Origin of the sequence: Chlorogloeopsis sp. ULAP02, assembly GCF_038404745.2 — a bacterium.
Taxonomy (GTDB): Bacteria; Cyanobacteriota; Cyanobacteriia; order Cyanobacteriales; family Nostocaceae; genus Chlorogloeopsis.
Window position 1 is genome coordinate 1 of record NZ_JAYKTT020000067.1, and the last position, 15795, is coordinate 15795.

16 protein-coding genes are annotated in these 15795 nt (G+C 43.1%); 8 read left to right on the forward strand and 8 right to left on the reverse strand.

The annotated features are described in order from the left end of the window. Window positions 1–14: 14 nt before the first annotated feature. A complete protein-coding gene (gene proB, locus U2718_RS22660) occupies window positions 15–1124 on the reverse strand; it encodes a glutamate 5-kinase (RefSeq protein WP_342002437.1) in 1110 nt (369 codons plus the stop codon). Between the two features lie 39 nt (window positions 1125–1163). Next, the gene (locus U2718_RS22665) at window positions 1164–1376 is read right to left on the reverse strand and encodes a hypothetical protein (protein WP_342002438.1); all 213 of its coding nucleotides are present in this window, start codon (window positions 1374–1376) and stop codon (window positions 1164–1166) included. Between the two features lie 131 nt (window positions 1377–1507). On the opposite strand from U2718_RS22665, the gene U2718_RS22670 reads away from it, so the two are divergent. Both U2718_RS22670 and U2718_RS22675 read left to right on the forward strand, forming a co-directional pair. Beyond that, entirely contained in the window at window positions 1508–2365 is an 858-nt protein-coding gene (locus U2718_RS22670; RefSeq protein WP_342002439.1) for an AraC family transcriptional regulator, read from the forward strand. 130 nt (window positions 2366–2495) lie between these two features. After that, window positions 2496–3080: a hypothetical protein gene (locus U2718_RS22675; RefSeq protein WP_342002440.1), complete on the forward strand. Its 585-nt coding sequence runs from the start codon at window positions 2496–2498 to the stop codon at window positions 3078–3080. Between the two features lie 123 nt (window positions 3081–3203). On the opposite strand, the gene U2718_RS22680 is transcribed toward U2718_RS22675, so the two are convergent. Continuing rightward, window positions 3204–3968, reverse strand: coding sequence for an SDR family NAD(P)-dependent oxidoreductase (locus U2718_RS22680; RefSeq protein WP_342002441.1), 765 nt, complete (start codon window positions 3966–3968; stop codon window positions 3204–3206). 244 nt (window positions 3969–4212) lie between these two features. On the opposite strand from U2718_RS22680, the gene U2718_RS22685 reads away from it, so the two are divergent. The 3 genes from U2718_RS22685 to U2718_RS22695 all read left to right on the forward strand — a co-directional run bounded on the left by U2718_RS22685 (window position 4213) and on the right by U2718_RS22695 (window position 6211). Next, complete coding sequence (locus tag U2718_RS22685) at window positions 4213–4653, forward strand: Hsp20/alpha crystallin family protein (protein WP_342002442.1); 441 nt, start codon at window positions 4213–4215, stop codon at window positions 4651–4653. 286 nt (window positions 4654–4939) lie between these two features. Next, a complete protein-coding gene (locus U2718_RS22690; RefSeq protein WP_342002443.1) occupies window positions 4940–5701 on the forward strand; it encodes a photosystem reaction center subunit H in 762 nt (253 codons plus the stop codon). Between the two features lie 39 nt (window positions 5702–5740). Continuing rightward, the gene (locus U2718_RS22695; RefSeq protein WP_342002444.1) at window positions 5741–6211 is read left to right on the forward strand and encodes a phosphate-starvation-inducible PsiE family protein; all 471 of its coding nucleotides are present in this window, start codon (window positions 5741–5743) and stop codon (window positions 6209–6211) included. On the opposite strand, the gene U2718_RS22700 is transcribed toward U2718_RS22695, so the two are convergent. After that, window positions 6171–6437 carry a hypothetical protein gene (locus U2718_RS22700; protein WP_342002445.1) on the reverse strand — a complete coding sequence of 89 codons (267 nt, stop codon included), beginning with the start codon at window positions 6435–6437 and terminating at the stop codon, window positions 6171–6173. The genes U2718_RS22695 and U2718_RS22700 overlap by 41 nt on opposite strands. A gap of 2 nt (window positions 6438–6439) precedes the next feature. Here U2718_RS22700 and U2718_RS22705 point away from each other — a divergent pair, with 2 nt between their 5' ends. The 3 genes from U2718_RS22705 (at window position 6440) to U2718_RS22715 (ending at window position 7724) form a co-directional block, all read left to right on the forward strand. Further along, the gene (locus tag U2718_RS22705; protein ID WP_342002446.1) at window positions 6440–7030 is read left to right on the forward strand and encodes an AAA family ATPase; all 591 of its coding nucleotides are present in this window, start codon (window positions 6440–6442) and stop codon (window positions 7028–7030) included. Between the two features lie 176 nt (window positions 7031–7206). Further along, on the forward strand, window positions 7207–7461 hold the full coding sequence (locus U2718_RS22710; RefSeq protein WP_342002447.1) for a hypothetical protein: 255 nt from the start codon (window positions 7207–7209) through the stop codon (window positions 7459–7461). Between the two features lie 11 nt (window positions 7462–7472). Continuing rightward, window positions 7473–7724, forward strand: coding sequence for a PIN domain-containing protein (locus U2718_RS22715; RefSeq protein WP_342002448.1), 252 nt, complete (start codon window positions 7473–7475; stop codon window positions 7722–7724). Between the two features lie 77 nt (window positions 7725–7801). On the opposite strand, the gene treY is transcribed toward U2718_RS22715, so the two are convergent. The 4 genes from treY to glgX form a co-directional block, all read right to left on the reverse strand. Continuing rightward, the gene (treY, locus tag U2718_RS22720; RefSeq protein WP_342002552.1) at window positions 7802–10603 is read right to left on the reverse strand and encodes a malto-oligosyltrehalose synthase; all 2802 of its coding nucleotides are present in this window, start codon (window positions 10601–10603) and stop codon (window positions 7802–7804) included. A gap of 265 nt (window positions 10604–10868) precedes the next feature. Beyond that, window positions 10869–11054, reverse strand: a complete 186-nt coding sequence (locus tag U2718_RS22725; protein ID WP_342002449.1) for a hypothetical protein — start codon at window positions 11052–11054, stop codon at window positions 10869–10871. Next, complete coding sequence (gene treZ, locus U2718_RS22730) at window positions 11047–12882, reverse strand: malto-oligosyltrehalose trehalohydrolase (protein ID WP_342002450.1); 1836 nt, start codon at window positions 12880–12882, stop codon at window positions 11047–11049. The genes U2718_RS22725 and treZ overlap by 8 nt, the downstream gene beginning before the upstream one ends. A gap of 227 nt (window positions 12883–13109) precedes the next feature. Then, window positions 13110–15260 (reverse strand): glycogen debranching protein GlgX, encoded by a 2151-nt coding sequence (gene glgX, locus U2718_RS22735; RefSeq protein ID WP_342002451.1) that lies wholly within the window; start codon window positions 15258–15260, stop codon window positions 13110–13112. Between the last annotated feature and the right edge of the window lie 535 nt (window positions 15261–15795).

The following is a 15795-nucleotide window of genomic DNA, read 5'->3' on the forward strand; positions in this document are numbered from 1 at the left end:
TACTGACTGCCTTCCTAAGTTAAAACCAGATTATCTCGATGAATCACAGTCTCCGCACCTTCATATCCTAAAATGATGGGAATTTCACTTGAGCGACGTCCGCGAATCTGTTGCAGTTCTGTGCTGTTATAATTCACAAGTCCTCTCGCAATTTCTTTTCCACTGCGATCGCATAATTGCACAGCATCTTGGCTATCAAATTCCCCTTCTACGGCGGTAATGCCAGCAGCTAACAAAGACTTACCTGCTCGTGAAATTGCTACCACTGCTCCCTCATCTAAATACAATCTTCCCGAAGGAACTACACCGTAGGCTATCCAGCGTTTACGAGCAGAAGTTGGCTCTGGCTGCGCTTCAAAGTGAGTACCAATAGCTTCTCCTTGTAAAATTTGTTCTATTTTTCGGGGATATTTACCTTCGGTAATGACGGTACGCACACCAGCAGCAGTAGCGATGCGAGCAGCAGAAATTTTTGTCACCATACCACCAGTACCCCACTGTGAGCCTTGAGTACCTGTTTGTACTTGTAATTCTTCCAATTCTTTAATATTACTAACCAAACTAATTGGTTGCGCATCCGGTACAGAACGGGGATCGGCGGAGTACAACCGATCTACATCAGTTAGTAAAAATAGCCAATCTGCGTGGACTAAACTAGCAACTAAGGCTGAAAGGGTGTCATTGTCCCCAAATTTTAATTCCTCTACCGCTACCGTGTCATTCTCGTTTACCACGGGAATTATGCCTAATTCCAGTAATTCCTTGAATGTGTTGTAGACATTGAGATAGCGACTGCGCTGTACCAAGTCACTGCGTGTCAGCAATACTTGAGCAATTGGTTGCTGCAAGGTAGTAAATAAATCGTCGTATACACGGATTAATCGCCCTTGCCCAACTGCGGCAACTGCTTGTTTGAGAGCGATCGCTTTCGGCTTTTCTGTTAAACCTAAACGAGCACAACCTACCCCAACGGCACCAGAAGAAACCAAAATCACCCGATGTCCCTGTCGTCGTAACTGCGAAAGAGTTTCTGCTAAAGTAGCGATCGTGGAAAGTGCCAGTTGTCCAGTTTCTGGTTGAGTTAGACTGGAAGTTCCAATTTTGACGACGATGGTTTTAGTCATTAGCTTAGTGGTTAGTGGATAATGGATAGTGGTTAGTAGCTAATGGCTAATAGTTAATGGTAAAAATAATCTTCCTACTCTCTGCGTGGCGATCGCTTCTATCTGCGCCCCATTCAACCCATGCTTGCAAAATTCTTCTTCCGCTGCGTCTAAAATCTGCTGTTGCATCGCCTTTGGATCTCGGATTTGGCGACTACGTTTAGACGAGCATTTTGTTTTAGCTGAACGAACCACTACTGTATGAACTTTCAAAGAATGTGCTTTTCTAGCGTAGCGTAAGGTGTAATCTCTGCCTTAAGGATTTTTACAAGCAACAGAGCAGTCACTCGCTAACAGGATTTTGGAATCGCAGCTGATAAATTAAAATCAGTCACTTAAAGTCGATGCCAACCGTGTCTAAGAATGAACCTCCCCAACATTTACACTTGTTAGAGGCTGGATGTGATGGCTTGCACCTCATCTATGAGTTAGAACCCGCTAATGATGAAATGCCTGAAACTTACTTAGGGCAGCATTTTATCGTCATTGCTTTAGATGATTTTCGTGCTAGCTATATGTTGAATGGACGTTGGCAGCATATAGATTATGCTCAGGGTGAAATAGCAATTTTTCCAGCTACTGAACTTTTTCCCAGAAGCAAACTTGATCGGGAAGTTCCATTACTCGAATTATTTGTTGAGCCTGCAATGTTGGCGCGTATGGCTTCTGAATCTCTAGACGTAGATCAAATCGAACTTTTACCGCAGTGGCAGTTATGCGATCCGTTAATTCAACATTTGGGGTTAGCACTAAAAGCAGAGTTAGAAGCAGGAGACACAGGCAGTCGGCTTTATTTAGAGTCAATGGTAACAGCACTCTCTGCACATTTAGTGAGGCGATACTCGTCACAGCAACAGGAGATAAAAAACTATACGGGTGGATTGCCTAAATATAAACTTAGGGAAGTGCTTGGCTATATCAATGAAAATCTAGATCAAGATTTGAATTTGGCACAATTGAGTGGTGCAGTTCACATGAGTCCGCATTATTTTGCTAGTTTATTTAAACAATCTACAGGATTGTCTCCACATCAGTACGTGATGAAATGCCGAATAGACAAAGCAAAGCAGTTATTACTAAAACGAGATTTGACGCTTGTAGAAATTTGTCAACAAGTGGGTTTTCAAAATCAAAGTCATTTCACAAGAGTATTTCGTCAACTAACCAAAACCACGCCCAAGGCATATAGAAACCTGTTTTGAAAATAGGGAACATCTAGGTTGAAATTTGCGGAAGATGAGAACATTTTTCAGAAGAATAGGCAAGACAGGAGCAAAAGGCGATCGCTAAACTTTGTACCTATCAGCAATGTTCTCTATGGAGTTGCAAGGCATGAGAAATATACAGGGATGGCGGATCGTTGGTTTGTCTGCGTTGGCGATTGGTGCGATGGTTGCTGCAATCTGGCTTGTACATGGTATTGACGAACAAAGTATGCGAATGGCGATACGAGCAACCGCTAGAACATCATATATTTTATTTCTTTGTGCTTTTGTTGCTTCTGCGTTGCGAAGAATTTGGTTAAGCCCAATCAGCACATGGCTGTTGAAAAATCGCCGCTATTTCGGATTATCGTTTGCAGTCTCCCACACTTATCATGCGATCACTTGGACTGGATTATGGTTTGTCACTTCTGGCGCTCACCCAAAATTTGATCCTTTGGGAATCTTAGGTTATGTCTTCCTCATAGGCATGACTGTAACATCCTTCGAGCGTCCGGCGGCTTTGTTAAGTCAACGTGCTTGGAAGATTTGGCATACTGCGGGAATGTACTATTTCTGGCTCGGTTTTACACTGGAATTTAGTCTGAGAATTTTCCAATCAATGTTAATATATTTACCGTTGGTAATTTTGCTCGTTTCTGCAATGGTGCTACGCGTAATTACTTCGAGAATGCAGCGCAAATTAGCGAGTTAATTGGAGAGCGATCGCCCCTACGTTTCTAAGTAGGTGGACATGATTAAGTATAAAATGGCAATTTATAAAAAGCAGACGGAAATAACTTTTTCCCTTCTGCCATCCGCCTTCTACTCAATTAATTTACCACGGTAAGCGACTGCCATCCCAGGAGAAAAACTGTCCGCTATCATCTGGCTGTAGCTTTTCTATCACAGTAAGTAATTGGTTAACAGTACGCTCTACAGAGAATAATTTTTCCGCAGGTACATTTTTTTGAAAAGGCTGGGAAAGACGTGTATCAGTTGTGCCAGGATGCAATGTCACAACTATTGTCTTTGGACTAGTTCTGCCATATTCTATCGCCACGTTGCGCATAAACATATTCAGTGCAGCTTTGGAGGCACGATAACCGTACCATCCACCAAGTTGGTTATCACCTATGCTGCCGACTTTAGCAGAAATACTAGCAAAAATGCTTTTATCGTTGTGTCGAAATAATGGCAATAGGTGTTTGGCAAGTAACACAGCACCAATACTATTAACCTGGAAATAGCGTACCAACTGTTCGGAATTAATTTGTCTCAAGCTTTTTTCCGGTTGTAACGTTCCTTCATGCAGTATTCCCACACAGTTAATTACTAAATGTAATTTGTCTATCTCTGCACGCAGTTGTTCTACACATTTCGAGATTTGCACCTCATCTGTGATATCGATTAACAGGCAAACTAATCTGTCTGGATGCTCGCCCATCAGTTTAATTAACTCAGAAGCCGATTCCTGATGGCGATAGGTTGCATAAATGCGGGCGATATTGTCCAGTTGTAGTAATTTTTTCACAAAACCTAAACCGATACCTTGGCTTGCACCGACTATGAGGGCATTATTAATTCCTTGAAAAACAGACATGATCAAAATAGGGAACTGGGAACGGGGACAAGTTTGATAATAGTACGGATATTGCGATCGCTCTAGGCTATAAAACCGAACCTACTTAACTTTAACCTTGGTGCTAGTGTTTAGCTAGGAAGCTTGAGATCGAGCTTCTTGAGATTAAAGCTCTATTTACAAAATTATATTTAATCAGTAAGAGCCAGGAAGCTTGAAATTGAGCCTCTACTAGACAAAATCTTGATGCCTAGAGGTGATAGCTATGGCACTTATTCGTTGGGAACCCTTACGGCAAATTGAGACATTATATCGGGATATGAATCGCCTGTTTGATCGGCTACTGTTGTCTGATGGCGGAGAAGGTGTGGGGTTATCTTTTGTTCCAGCCGCTGAGATGGAACAAACCGATGATGCGATTCACCTGAAACTGGAAGTACCCGGTTTAGAACCAAAAGACATTAAGGTAGAAGTTAGTGCTGAATCAGTCTCTATTAGTGGTGAGCGTAAGTCTGAAACTAGAATCGAAGACAATGGTATAACTCGCTCTGAATTCCGCTACGGCAGATTTGAACGGGTGATTCCGTTGCCTACCCATATTCAAAATGATAAAGTGCATGCTGAATACAAAAATGGAATTCTCAGTTTAATCTTGCCGAAAGCTGAAGACGAAAAGCACAAAGTTGTCAAGGTTAATATAGGTTAATTTATTTGTTGCAGATAAGGTTAGATCCCTCCAAGCCCCCTTAGAAAGGGGGGCAAAAAGCAGTTAATTTTCCCCTTTTTAAGGGAGGTAAAACGCAGTTAATTTTCCCCCTTTTTAAGGGGGACTAAGGGGGATCTCCGAGAAATCAACATCACTAACTGAACCGTATTGCACTCTCACCGAGCGTGGTGAATCCGATTTTTCCTCAAAATAATCACTAGCTAATGTAGCGCGCCCTCGCTCACATCATCGCGCAGACATACATATATATGAGGAGGAGAAAACCATGATTAATGTTGTACGCCGCAGCCAAATCCTCGGTTTAATGGCAATGGAAAGTGGTAGTGCATCCCGTTTTGACACAGTAGAAGAGGTTTGGATTGATGACAAAGGAAGGGTGAGCTTTCTAGGAGGAAGTCAAGGATATACACCCTTAGAGCAAGTGTTTGTCATCGGCCCCGATGCCGTATTAACTTACAGTAGTACCGTTGTTTCTCAACCTACAAATCTCCGCCGTTTGTACCAATTGCCAGTCCGCTCTCCTATGGCTGAAACTTTGGGATGGGTGGAAGATTTTCTCTTTGATTGGGAAACTGGCGACATTGCAGCCTATGTTCTGGGAGGAGATATCGCCGCTCCCTTTGGCGGCAGGGCAGTATTATATCCAGAAGATGTGGAAGTCATTGAAGCAGAGGCGGTTGTAGTGCGAGAAGGTGCTAAAGAACACCTCAAAAGTGAGCCAGAAGGACTTAAGGGCTTTATTAGCGAGAAGTCACAGCAAGTTAAAAACTTAGTGCAGACAATGGGCGATCGCCTTAAATTTTTAGTTTCGCCAGATGATCGCCCAGAAGTGGTACGGGTGAAGATTAAAGAAGTACATGACGAATTACAAGCCTCTGGCAAGCATGACAAAAACGCCTTGCAACAAGCTGCACAGTTTTTGCAAGACGAGTGGGAAAGCTTTCAGGAAGCAGCGAACCGTGCTGGCGATCGCGTCAAACACGCCCTAAATTCGGCTTGGAAACACCTAACGAAAAAGCAAGCCTAAACATCACAGGAACAATTGCCATCTGAAAGAAAAACGGCAATGTTTAAAATCTGGAATAATTCACCCAGTCAGTGGAAAATGCTAGTCAGTCGAGAACAGATTGTTCATTATCTTGAAACTGTTCAAGACTTGATTGTGATACTACTGTGCGTTGGTTTGTTTAGTATCATGCTCATCCGGATGGGGGAACTATTTTTCTCTCTCATGCACCCCCTTCAGTTTCAAGCAATCACCTCCGATATTTTATTTCTATTGATTTTGGTTGAGCTATTTCGACTATTAATCATCTACCTCCAAGAACGGCGCATCTCCGTTGGCGTCGCTGTCGAAGTGTCGATTGTCTCTGCATTACGAGAAGTTATCTTGCGGGGTGTTGTAGAAATTCCTAGCACTCAACTTTGGGCTATTTGTGGATTTTTAGCAGTTATGGGAGGATTGCTGCTCATTCGCACCCTCCAGGGGCGTATCTTCAAAACGGTTGGCTTTTCAGAAAAAAACCTTCATCTCTAGCAAACTTGCCATGCCCATCAAGGGGCTGGCTGATATCTTTGATATTCAATATAGCTGTCTTTACCATTGAACTCACGGAAAAACAACGGCAGGCGATCGCCGTAACAACTGTGTTACAGCAGACTGGCTCAAGCTCATGGATTGTGAAAGATACTTGCAGGACTGGAACGAAATACCCATTTGCTAAAGTAATAGGTTGTAGTCGGTCTAAGAAAATCGCTGCCACTGATGATTATTTGGTTAAATGGAGCTTTTGGTATCGGTAAAACCCAGACTGCCTTTGAGTTACACAGTCGCATTCCTGGTAGTTTTGTGTTCGATCCTGAGCAAATTGGCTTTTTCCTCCGCAAAATCGTACCATCAGAAGTTCGTGTAGGAGATTTTCAAAATCATTTGATATGGCGCGAATTTACCTATCAAGGACTACGATATGTCGCTGAAAACTTTGCAGGAACAATCATCGTTCCCATGACTGTAGTCGATCATCTCTACTACGAGCAAACCGTGGGTGCATTGAGACATGAGGGTTTACAGGTACATCATTTTACTTTGCTTGCTTCTCGCGAGACTATTCTTCGTCGATTGCGGCGACGCGGTGATGGTAACAACTCTTGGAGTGCACGCCAACTTGATCGTTGCTTGATGTCCCTTTCAGATGAGAAGTTTGTAGTTCATCTCAACACGGAAGGCAAAGCAATTGAGGCTGTTGCAGAGGAAATCGCACACTATATTGATGTTGATCTCAAACCTCCAACTTGGCATCCAATCTTGCGCCCTCTAAAACGAATGATTGTACAGGTACGTCATGTTCGTTTATAGTCAGTGGTTGTAGCGATACTATAAAGGTAAACTCCCAAAGAAATTCAAAGAGGCGATGGGTATGGCTCCAATATCCAATGAGCAGTCAAGTATTATTCGTACCGAGCGCGGACTGGCGATCGCTCATCATCGCTCATATTAGAATCTAGATACCAGCGATTGTTGGAGTAGATCTAATGTTATTGCAAAAGTTGAAAGAGCAAGCCCGTCACTTATCGGTGAGCGATCGTCTCGCATTAGTCAGTGACATCATTGAATCCCTTAAAGGCAATCTTAACCTACAACCAAATCGAAAAACTCTGATTAATCAGATGCGTGGTTTGCTAAAAACAGATCAGCCGCCACCCACTGACGCTCAAGTAGAGGCAATGCTGGAAGAGCATCAAGTGGAGAAGTATCTCAAGGGAGAGTTCTCATCGATACCAACATAGTTCTTGATTTCTTGCTAGAGCGGGAGCCATTTTCTTCGGATGCAGAAGCCTTGTTTCAAGCGCTTGGTGCTGGACAAGTTGTAGGTTATGTCAGAATTGTTTTGGAAGTTGCTTTAATGTCAGGTTTGGCAGATTTTGAAGACGCTGTACAAATTGCTTGTGCAATTGCTCAAGGTTTAGATGCAATTGTTACCCGCGATCGGAATTTTTCAAATGCAACCATGCCCGTGTTATCTGTTAATCAACTACTGAAACAGTTGTAGTAAATGAATGTTTCTAAGCGATCGCTCGATTGAAAACCTTAAGTGCTAGTGAGAAGAGTGCGATCGCTTGCGTGATTCTACTGTTGTGATTGATTTACCAACAACGCCACGGGGAACTGTTGCAAAATATCCCGCACCCAGAGGGTATCTTCACCTTGCACTTGTCGCCCTGTAATCACGTCTTGCCATATAGGGGAAGAATCGGTAGGGGGAACAATCCGGGTTTCTTGCCAAACCTGTTCACCAAGAGGATATTCTCCTTCTTTGACGAGAGAAGTGAAGAAACGGGGAGCGATCGCTAGAATTTTTTTATCTCCTAATTCCCTAGCAAATCCGACAACATGACTTTTTAAGCTACCAGCAACAGTTAATTTTGAGTATGCTCCTCGCTGGAAGACTTCCAAATATTGCCGACGGGCTTGCAAAACTTGATAAGTCAGGAACAGTTTAATTCTTCCGTCTTCTGGATTTTGCAACAGTTCTGTAATTAAACCCGGCAACTCAGTCCCAATTTTGCCTTTAATATCCTGAAGATATTCTTGCCGCGCTAGGTAGTCTACCGGACGGCGATTATCTGGATCTACCAAACTCAAATCCCAAAGTTCTGTTCCTTGATAGGTGTCTGGAACACCGGGAGCAGTAAGTTTCAGCAACGTCTGAGAGAGGGAATTAAATACACCGTAGTATTGAATTTTGCGCTGAAAAGGACGAAAAGCTTCCAAAAAGGGGTTGTTTTCAGGTTCTTTCAATACTTGTTCTGCAAACTGAGTAAAGGCATTTTCATAATCTGTGTCGGGTTTGAGCCAGGCAGTATGAACTTTTGCTTCGCGAATTGCTTTAATTATGTACTCTTGCATCCGCTCTACAAATTGGGAGTACTCTTCATCCTGGAAGGGAAAAGCACCTATAAGACTTTGGTAGAACAAATACTCATCGTTAGGTGTTGGCACATCTCGTCCGCCAACAGAAATTTTCTGTGGTGCATTAATTTCACGCCACTGTTTCAAATTACTCTCCCATTCTTGGGGGATTTCCGATAGTACATTGATCCTGGATCTGACATCTTCTCCCCGTTTGGTATCGTGGGTAGAAGTTGTATTCATCGCATGAGGCCAAGCAGCGAAACGGTTTTGATTGAAGGTATGAAAGTCTTCTAAAGAAATACCAAAATGAGCGGGGTGGGAACCTACTTCATTTAGTGACAGCAGCCTGTTATACACATACATAACAGTATCTTCGACACCTTTTGCCATTAATGGCCCTGTCATTTGCTGCAACCGCATGACAAAACGCAACCATTGTTGCTTGTCTTCTTCTTTTAAAGACTCATCAAAATCTAAATGCAGAAATTTCTCGATAAAATTTAACTCATTCAGAAAGTTAGGAATATTCTGTTTTGCACGGTCAAGAACTTGCTGAATATATTCCTTATCAGTTTTGCTAGCACCAGTACTGCTAATATAGGTGCGATAAACTGGGAAAACTGCCAAAATTTCCACCAAAGCAGCTTTCAAGCCATACATGGTAAAGTCACTAGCGTAGCGATAGCGTCCGGAAATTTGTTTGAGCAGCTGTGCTAAATTGTCAATATCTCCCGCTAAATCTTTGTTAATAATTAATCTCTTTTTCTGGTCAATCAAATCTTCGCAGGAAACCTGTTTTCTAATAAACTTATGATAAATATCATCAAATTCCTGCTCGGCTGATTGTAAGCAAAAAATTCCATTGACTTGGTTAAGAAAGTCATACCCTGTTGTTCCCTGAATCGGCCAAGTTATTGGCAATTCTTCTTTCGGTTCTAAGATTTTTTCTACTACTAAATAAACTTCAGGGGCGTGTTCTCGAAGTAGATTGAGGTATTTTGCAGGGTCGTACAACCCATCAATATGATCAATTCTTAATCCATTAAATTTTTCCTCTTTAACTAGTTCCAAAATCAAAGCATGAGTATTATCAAAAACTTCTTCTTCTTCAATCCGAAGACAAATTAGTTCATTAACGGTAAAAAAGCGTCTATAGTTAAGTTCTTCGTTACCCACTTTCCAGTAGGAAAGACGAAAAAATTGTTCAGAAAGTAAGTTTTCCAAAAGATTGAAGCTTTCAGGTTTACCCGGTTCTCCGTTAAAAACATGGATGTTTTCTTCAATAAATTCTTTCACCTCTGGGCTATCATTCCAGAGTTCCCATAACATTCGTTTAACAATAGTAATTTGGTCGTATCGTTCTCTGCCTTCCTCTCCAGATGGAGTATATTTCAACATATAGAGAACACTCAGAAGTTTCATGAAATATGGGTGATCTCTACCTATTTTTTCCCGCAAACGCCCAAGGTCATAGGTTAAAACTTGGTAGTAAGATTCGACTCGGATGGGAAATTTTAACGAGTAATAGTTAATAGTGATGCCATTTTCACCATATTGTAATTGTAGTTCCCCGCTTTCTAAACAATCACCACAAAATTTACCTAAAAAAGGTGCTAGTACTTTGCCCCGATTTTCTTCGTAGTGATGGTTCCAAGTAATATCGAAGAAATCTCGATATTGTGAATCAGAACCGTTTTCTAGAACATCCACAAGCATTTGGTTTTGACTGTCAAATGCCATATGGTTGGGTACAATATCTTGCACCCAGCCGATATTGAGTTGCTTGAGTTCCTCAATCAGTTCTTCAAATTGTTCTTTTCCTCCCAATTCGGGGCTAATTTCGTTATAGTTCACGGTATCGTAGCCGTGGGTGCTGCCTTTTCTAGCAGTAAGAATGGGAGAGGCATAGACATGAGAAATTCCCAACTCTGCCAAGAAAGAAGCGATCGCTTTAGCGTTGGCAAAACCAAATTCGGGGGTGAACTGGATTCGATAGGTTGCTATAGGTATCTGCATCATGGGGATAGGGGATAGGGTACAGGGAATAGGGGATAGGGTACAGGAGACAGGGGACAGGTTTCAAGCTTGAAGGTTTTCGTTTTGAGCTAGAAGTTTCTCGTTCCAAGTTAGAAAGTTCTGGTTTTGAACCTGAAGTTTCTTGTTTCAAACTAGAAGTTTTTGGTTTCAAGCCTGAAAGTTCTCGTTTTGAAGTAGAAATTTCTCCCTCCAAACTCAAATTTTCCAATTTCACTAAAATCTTTTATCTTCTCTTCCTTCTGCCCTACCCTTCGGGAACGGCTACTCTGCGAGAAGCCGCTTTGCGTCTACGCCGAACGGGTACCCTGTGGGAACGCCTCCGGCGTACGGCAGTCCCCCAAACTCCTTCGGAGACGCTACGCGAACGCCGGAAACCGCCTTTGGTGGTGGGCTGCCTCACCTCTTGCCTTCTCTTGTGCCTTCTAGTCATTACTGTAAACAATAACGCTTTCGGGATTTAGTACTAATTTTTGTTGTTCTTCAGTAGAAAGTTTCTCCGGTAACTGGGAACCGCTGCCTCCCCAGGTGGATTCAGCAGAATCGAGTGTTTTTTTCCAGATTCCGGAAGGTAGATTTGCTGTAATCTCTACTACATCTTGACTAAAGTTAAACCAACACATAACTTGACTATTTTCACACCAACGCTGCAAAGATAAAACTTTCTCTGGTTCTATTACCAAAGCTTCTAAATTGTTGCAATCTAAGTTAGCTAAGGCAGGAATTTCTCTTCTGAGTTGGAGTAATTTTTGGTAAAACAACCATAGCGCTCGATTTTTACCTTGGTGGCGCATCTCCCAATTGAGACGCGATCGCTCCAATGTCTCTACGGCTTGCGGATCTGGTGGTTCTTGCCCGGAAGCATCAAAAAAAGCAGAAAATTCCGCTTTTCTGCCTTCTCGTACTCCTTTAATGATGTTGGGGTCACTGTGGCTGACAAAATAAAGGAAAGGTGCTATCTCACCGTATTCCTCTCCCATAAACAACATGGGAACGTAGGGAGAAAGGAGAACTGCTGCCGCTGTTAATTTCAGTGCTGCAAAGGAAATGAGCGAGGAGAGGCGATCGCCTAGCATCCGATTTCCTACTTGATCGTGATTTTGCGAACAAACTACAAACTGACTGGCAAGGCAGCCGCTCGTCTCATTACCGTGATAGCGTCGGCGATGGGGGGAATAGTCCCAAGTATAAACAAAGGCGTGGCGATAAGCTTTTGCTAATTGTTCTAAGCTACCAAAGTCTTGGTAGTATCCAATATTTTCCTTAGTTACTACTGTATGCAAAGCATGGTGAAAATCATCGCTCCACTGAGCATCTATCCCATAACCACCCATGGCTTGAGGACGGATAATGCGTGGATCGTTGAGATCACTTTCTGCAATCAGATAGCGTTTGCATCCTTGCTGCTGTGAAAGTTGGGCGACTGCATCAGCCATTTCTGCCAAAATATGTTTAGCGCCGAAATCATAGATGGCGTGGATGGCATCCAAACGCAAAGCATCAAGATGAAAGTTTTCTAGCCAGTACAGAACATTCTGGACAAAGTAGTGTCGAACACCATCACTGTAAGCAGTGTCAAAATTAACCGCACTACCCCAGGGCGTTTTGTAATGATCGGTAAAGTAAGTACCAAATCCCCAAAGATAATTACCTTCCGGGCCGAGATGGTTGTAAACTACATCTAAAATCACTGCCATACCTTGTTGGTGGCAGGCATTGACTAGTTGTTTCAAGCCATTCACTCCACCATAAGAATTTTGCACTGCATAAGGGAAAGTGCCATCATAGCCCCAGTTGCGTTCTCCCGGAAACTGAGCAACGGGCATAATTTCAATAGCGTTAACGCCTAGCTCCAATAGCTCAGGAATCCGAGGAATTACTGCCTCAAAGGTACCTGCTTGGGTAAAAGTTCCAACGTGCAACTCGTAGATAACCATTTGTTCTAAGGGAATTCCCTGCCATTGGTCATCATTCCATTTGAAAGCATTGTGGTCAATTACTTGCGAGGGGCCGTGAACTCCTTCGGGTTGAGAATGGGAAGCGGGATCGGCTCGATCAGTTTGACCTTCGAGTTGATAAAAGTAAAGAGTATCTGGCTCGATATTGTTAACCGTACCATGCCAGTAGCCTCGTTCATCTTTTTGCAGGGGAATAATTTTTTCTTCTGGAGCAATAAGGTGAACTGCAACTTTACCTACCAGAGGCGCCCAGAGAGTAAAGTTACAAGTGCGATCGCCTAAATATTGAGAACCGATATGCATGATTAGGGGATAGGGGATAGGGGACAGGGGACAGGGGATAGGGGATAGAAAATGTATTTAAATTCCTAGTCCCTAGAGAGTGTTTTCAAACTCTTTGATCCCCCCAACCCCCCTTTTTAAGGGGGGCTAAGAGTTTCTTAAAGTCCCCCTTTTTAAGGGGGATAATGGGGGATCTAAAAACCTGAAATAGCATAACGATTAGTTTGAAAACATGCCTCAGTCCCTAGTTAATCTTCATCGTTACGGGAAATTCTTCCCATTTTTTGCAGCACGACGAGCGATCGCGCATCTACCTCTACAGGTTTATCGTCAATGTAGCGTTTGCCACGTTGGACAAAGCGTGGTTTGGTGGTGTCGATGATGGTGAGCCACTCCCAGTCTTGTAGTCCTTTGGGAATCTGAAATTCCAGCATTTCGTAATGGCCGTTGAAGAACAACAGGAAACTTTCATCGATGATACGTTCACCTCGTGGCCCTGGTGTGGCTATTTCCTCGCCGTTAAGGAAAATGCCAATCGCTTTGCTATAGCCAACGTTCCACTGCTCTTCTGTCATTTCGCCGCCGTCGGGGTTAAACCAAGCTATGTCATTTACACCAGAACCGTGAATAGCTCGACCTTGGAACCATTTACGCCTGCGGAACACTGGATGTCTGCGCCGAAAGTCAATTAACTGGCGGGTGAAATCTAACAAGGCTTCATTTTCTTCTTGCAAGTCCCAATTTAACCAGGAAATTTCATTATCTTGGCAGTAGGGGTTGTTGTTGCCGCCTTGCGATCGCCCCATTTCATCTCCCATCACCAGCATGGGTACTCCTTGAGAAAGAAACATCGTCGCTAAAAAATTCCGCAGTTGCTTTCTCCGCAGGCGCAGCACTTGGGGATCGTCTGTGTTGCCTTCTACACCACAGTTCCAAGAGCGGTTGTGGCTTTCTCCATCTCGGTTATCTTCCCCGTTTGCTTCGTTGTGCTTGTCGTTATAACTAACTAAATCGTAGAGAGTAAAGCCATCGTGGGCAGTAATAAAGTTAACGCTGGCACTGGGATTGCGTCCATTAAATTGATATAGGTCAGAACTGCCTGTAAAGCGATAGGCAAATTCTGCCATGCGGCTATCTTCTCCACGCCAGAAGTCGCGTACTGTGTCTCTATATTTACCGTTCCACTCTGACCACAACAAAGGAAATTCGCCTACTTGATAGCCACCTTCACCCACATCCCAAGGTTCGGCAATTAATTTTACATCTGCTAAGATTGGATCTTGGTGAATAATGTCAAAAAAAGCGGCAAGGCGATCGACTGCGTAAAGTTCTCGTGCTAAAGCTGATGCTAAATCAAAACGGAAACCATCAACATGGCACTCCAACACCCAGTAGCGCAGACTATCCATAATTAATTTCAGCACCTGAGGATGACGGACATTAAGAGAATTACCACAACCTGTAAAATCCATGTAATAACGGCAATTTCCGTCTACCAGCCGATAATAAGCAGCATTGTCAATGCCACGCAGAGATAAAGTTGGCCCCATATGATTGCCCTCACCTGTGTGGTTATAGACCACATCCAGGATCACCTCAATGCCTGCTCTATGTAGTGCCTTGACCATTTGCTTAAACTCTTTCACCTGCTGCCCAGCAGAACCGCTGGCACTGTAACCAGAATAGGGAGCCAGATAGTTAATTGAGTCATAACCCCAGTAATTTTTTAAACCCTTATCTGCTAAGTGACCGGGATATGCAAGAAAATGATGGATAGGCATCAATTCTACAGCAGTCACACCCAATGACTGAAGGTGAGAAATCGCCGCTGGATGTGCTAAACCAGCGTAAGTTCCGCGTAGTCTAGCGGGGATCTCGGAGTGAAGTCTAGTAAATCCTTTGACATGAGTTTCGTAAATTACCGTTTCATGCCAGGGAGTTTGTAACAGTTCATCTCCTTCCCAATCAAAAGACTGATCTACGACAACAGATTTGGGAACCAAATGGGCGTCATCTAGGTCAGAAAAGCTTAAGTCTTCATTCGGATCGTTCCAGCGATAACCGAATATTTCTTCGCCAAAGCGAACATCACCGTCAATGGCCTTGGCGTATGGGTCAATAACCAGTTTATGGGGGTTAAAACGATGTCCTTCTTCAGGAGCAAAAGGGCCATGTACCCGAAAACCGTAGCGCTGGCCTGGCCCGATCGCAGGAACATAACCATGCCACGTAAAGTTGGTTTTTTCTTTCAGTTCCAATCGAGTTTCTCGCCCTTTTTGGTCGAACAGACACAACTCCACTCCTGTTGCGTTTTCCGAGAACAAAGCAAAGTTGGTACCCTTGCCATCCCAGTTTGATCCTAAAGGATATGGCTTGCCAGGCCATAGTGAGAGGTACATATAGTTAGGCTCCTATTGCAGATTTCTAAGGCAGCATAACTCTACTAAAACGAATTGAATTTACAAGTTTTCTCATCAGCTATTCGCTCTTTTGAGAAAAAACGTGCAAACCACAAAACGCATTAGCTAAAGCCAGTATTTTAAATCCTATTGCAATAGCAAGATTTTGTAACTCACCCAGTGGGTGGAAGTTCTACTTAGTCGGTTTGTAATTGCATCTACCATATGGTAAGTTTTGCCTAAGATTTTAAAGCAGACACGGGGACGCAAAGATGTGGGGAATGTTTTTGATAGTTTCTCTGTGTCTTTTTTGTCTTCCCACTTTGAGGTGGTAATTTGTTGTCACTCTCGGAAGAGTAAAATTAAAAAAGAGGACTGAAAGCTAGGGGACGAGTTTCGGCAACTCTACTGATATAGGTGCAACGTTAATCTTGAGGTGTAATACTGATTTCGATATGAACATACCTGATTAATTATTGTTCGTTTAACTCCAGGCTTCCAACTTTTGTCATTACTCGCATCTTTTAAATCTCCG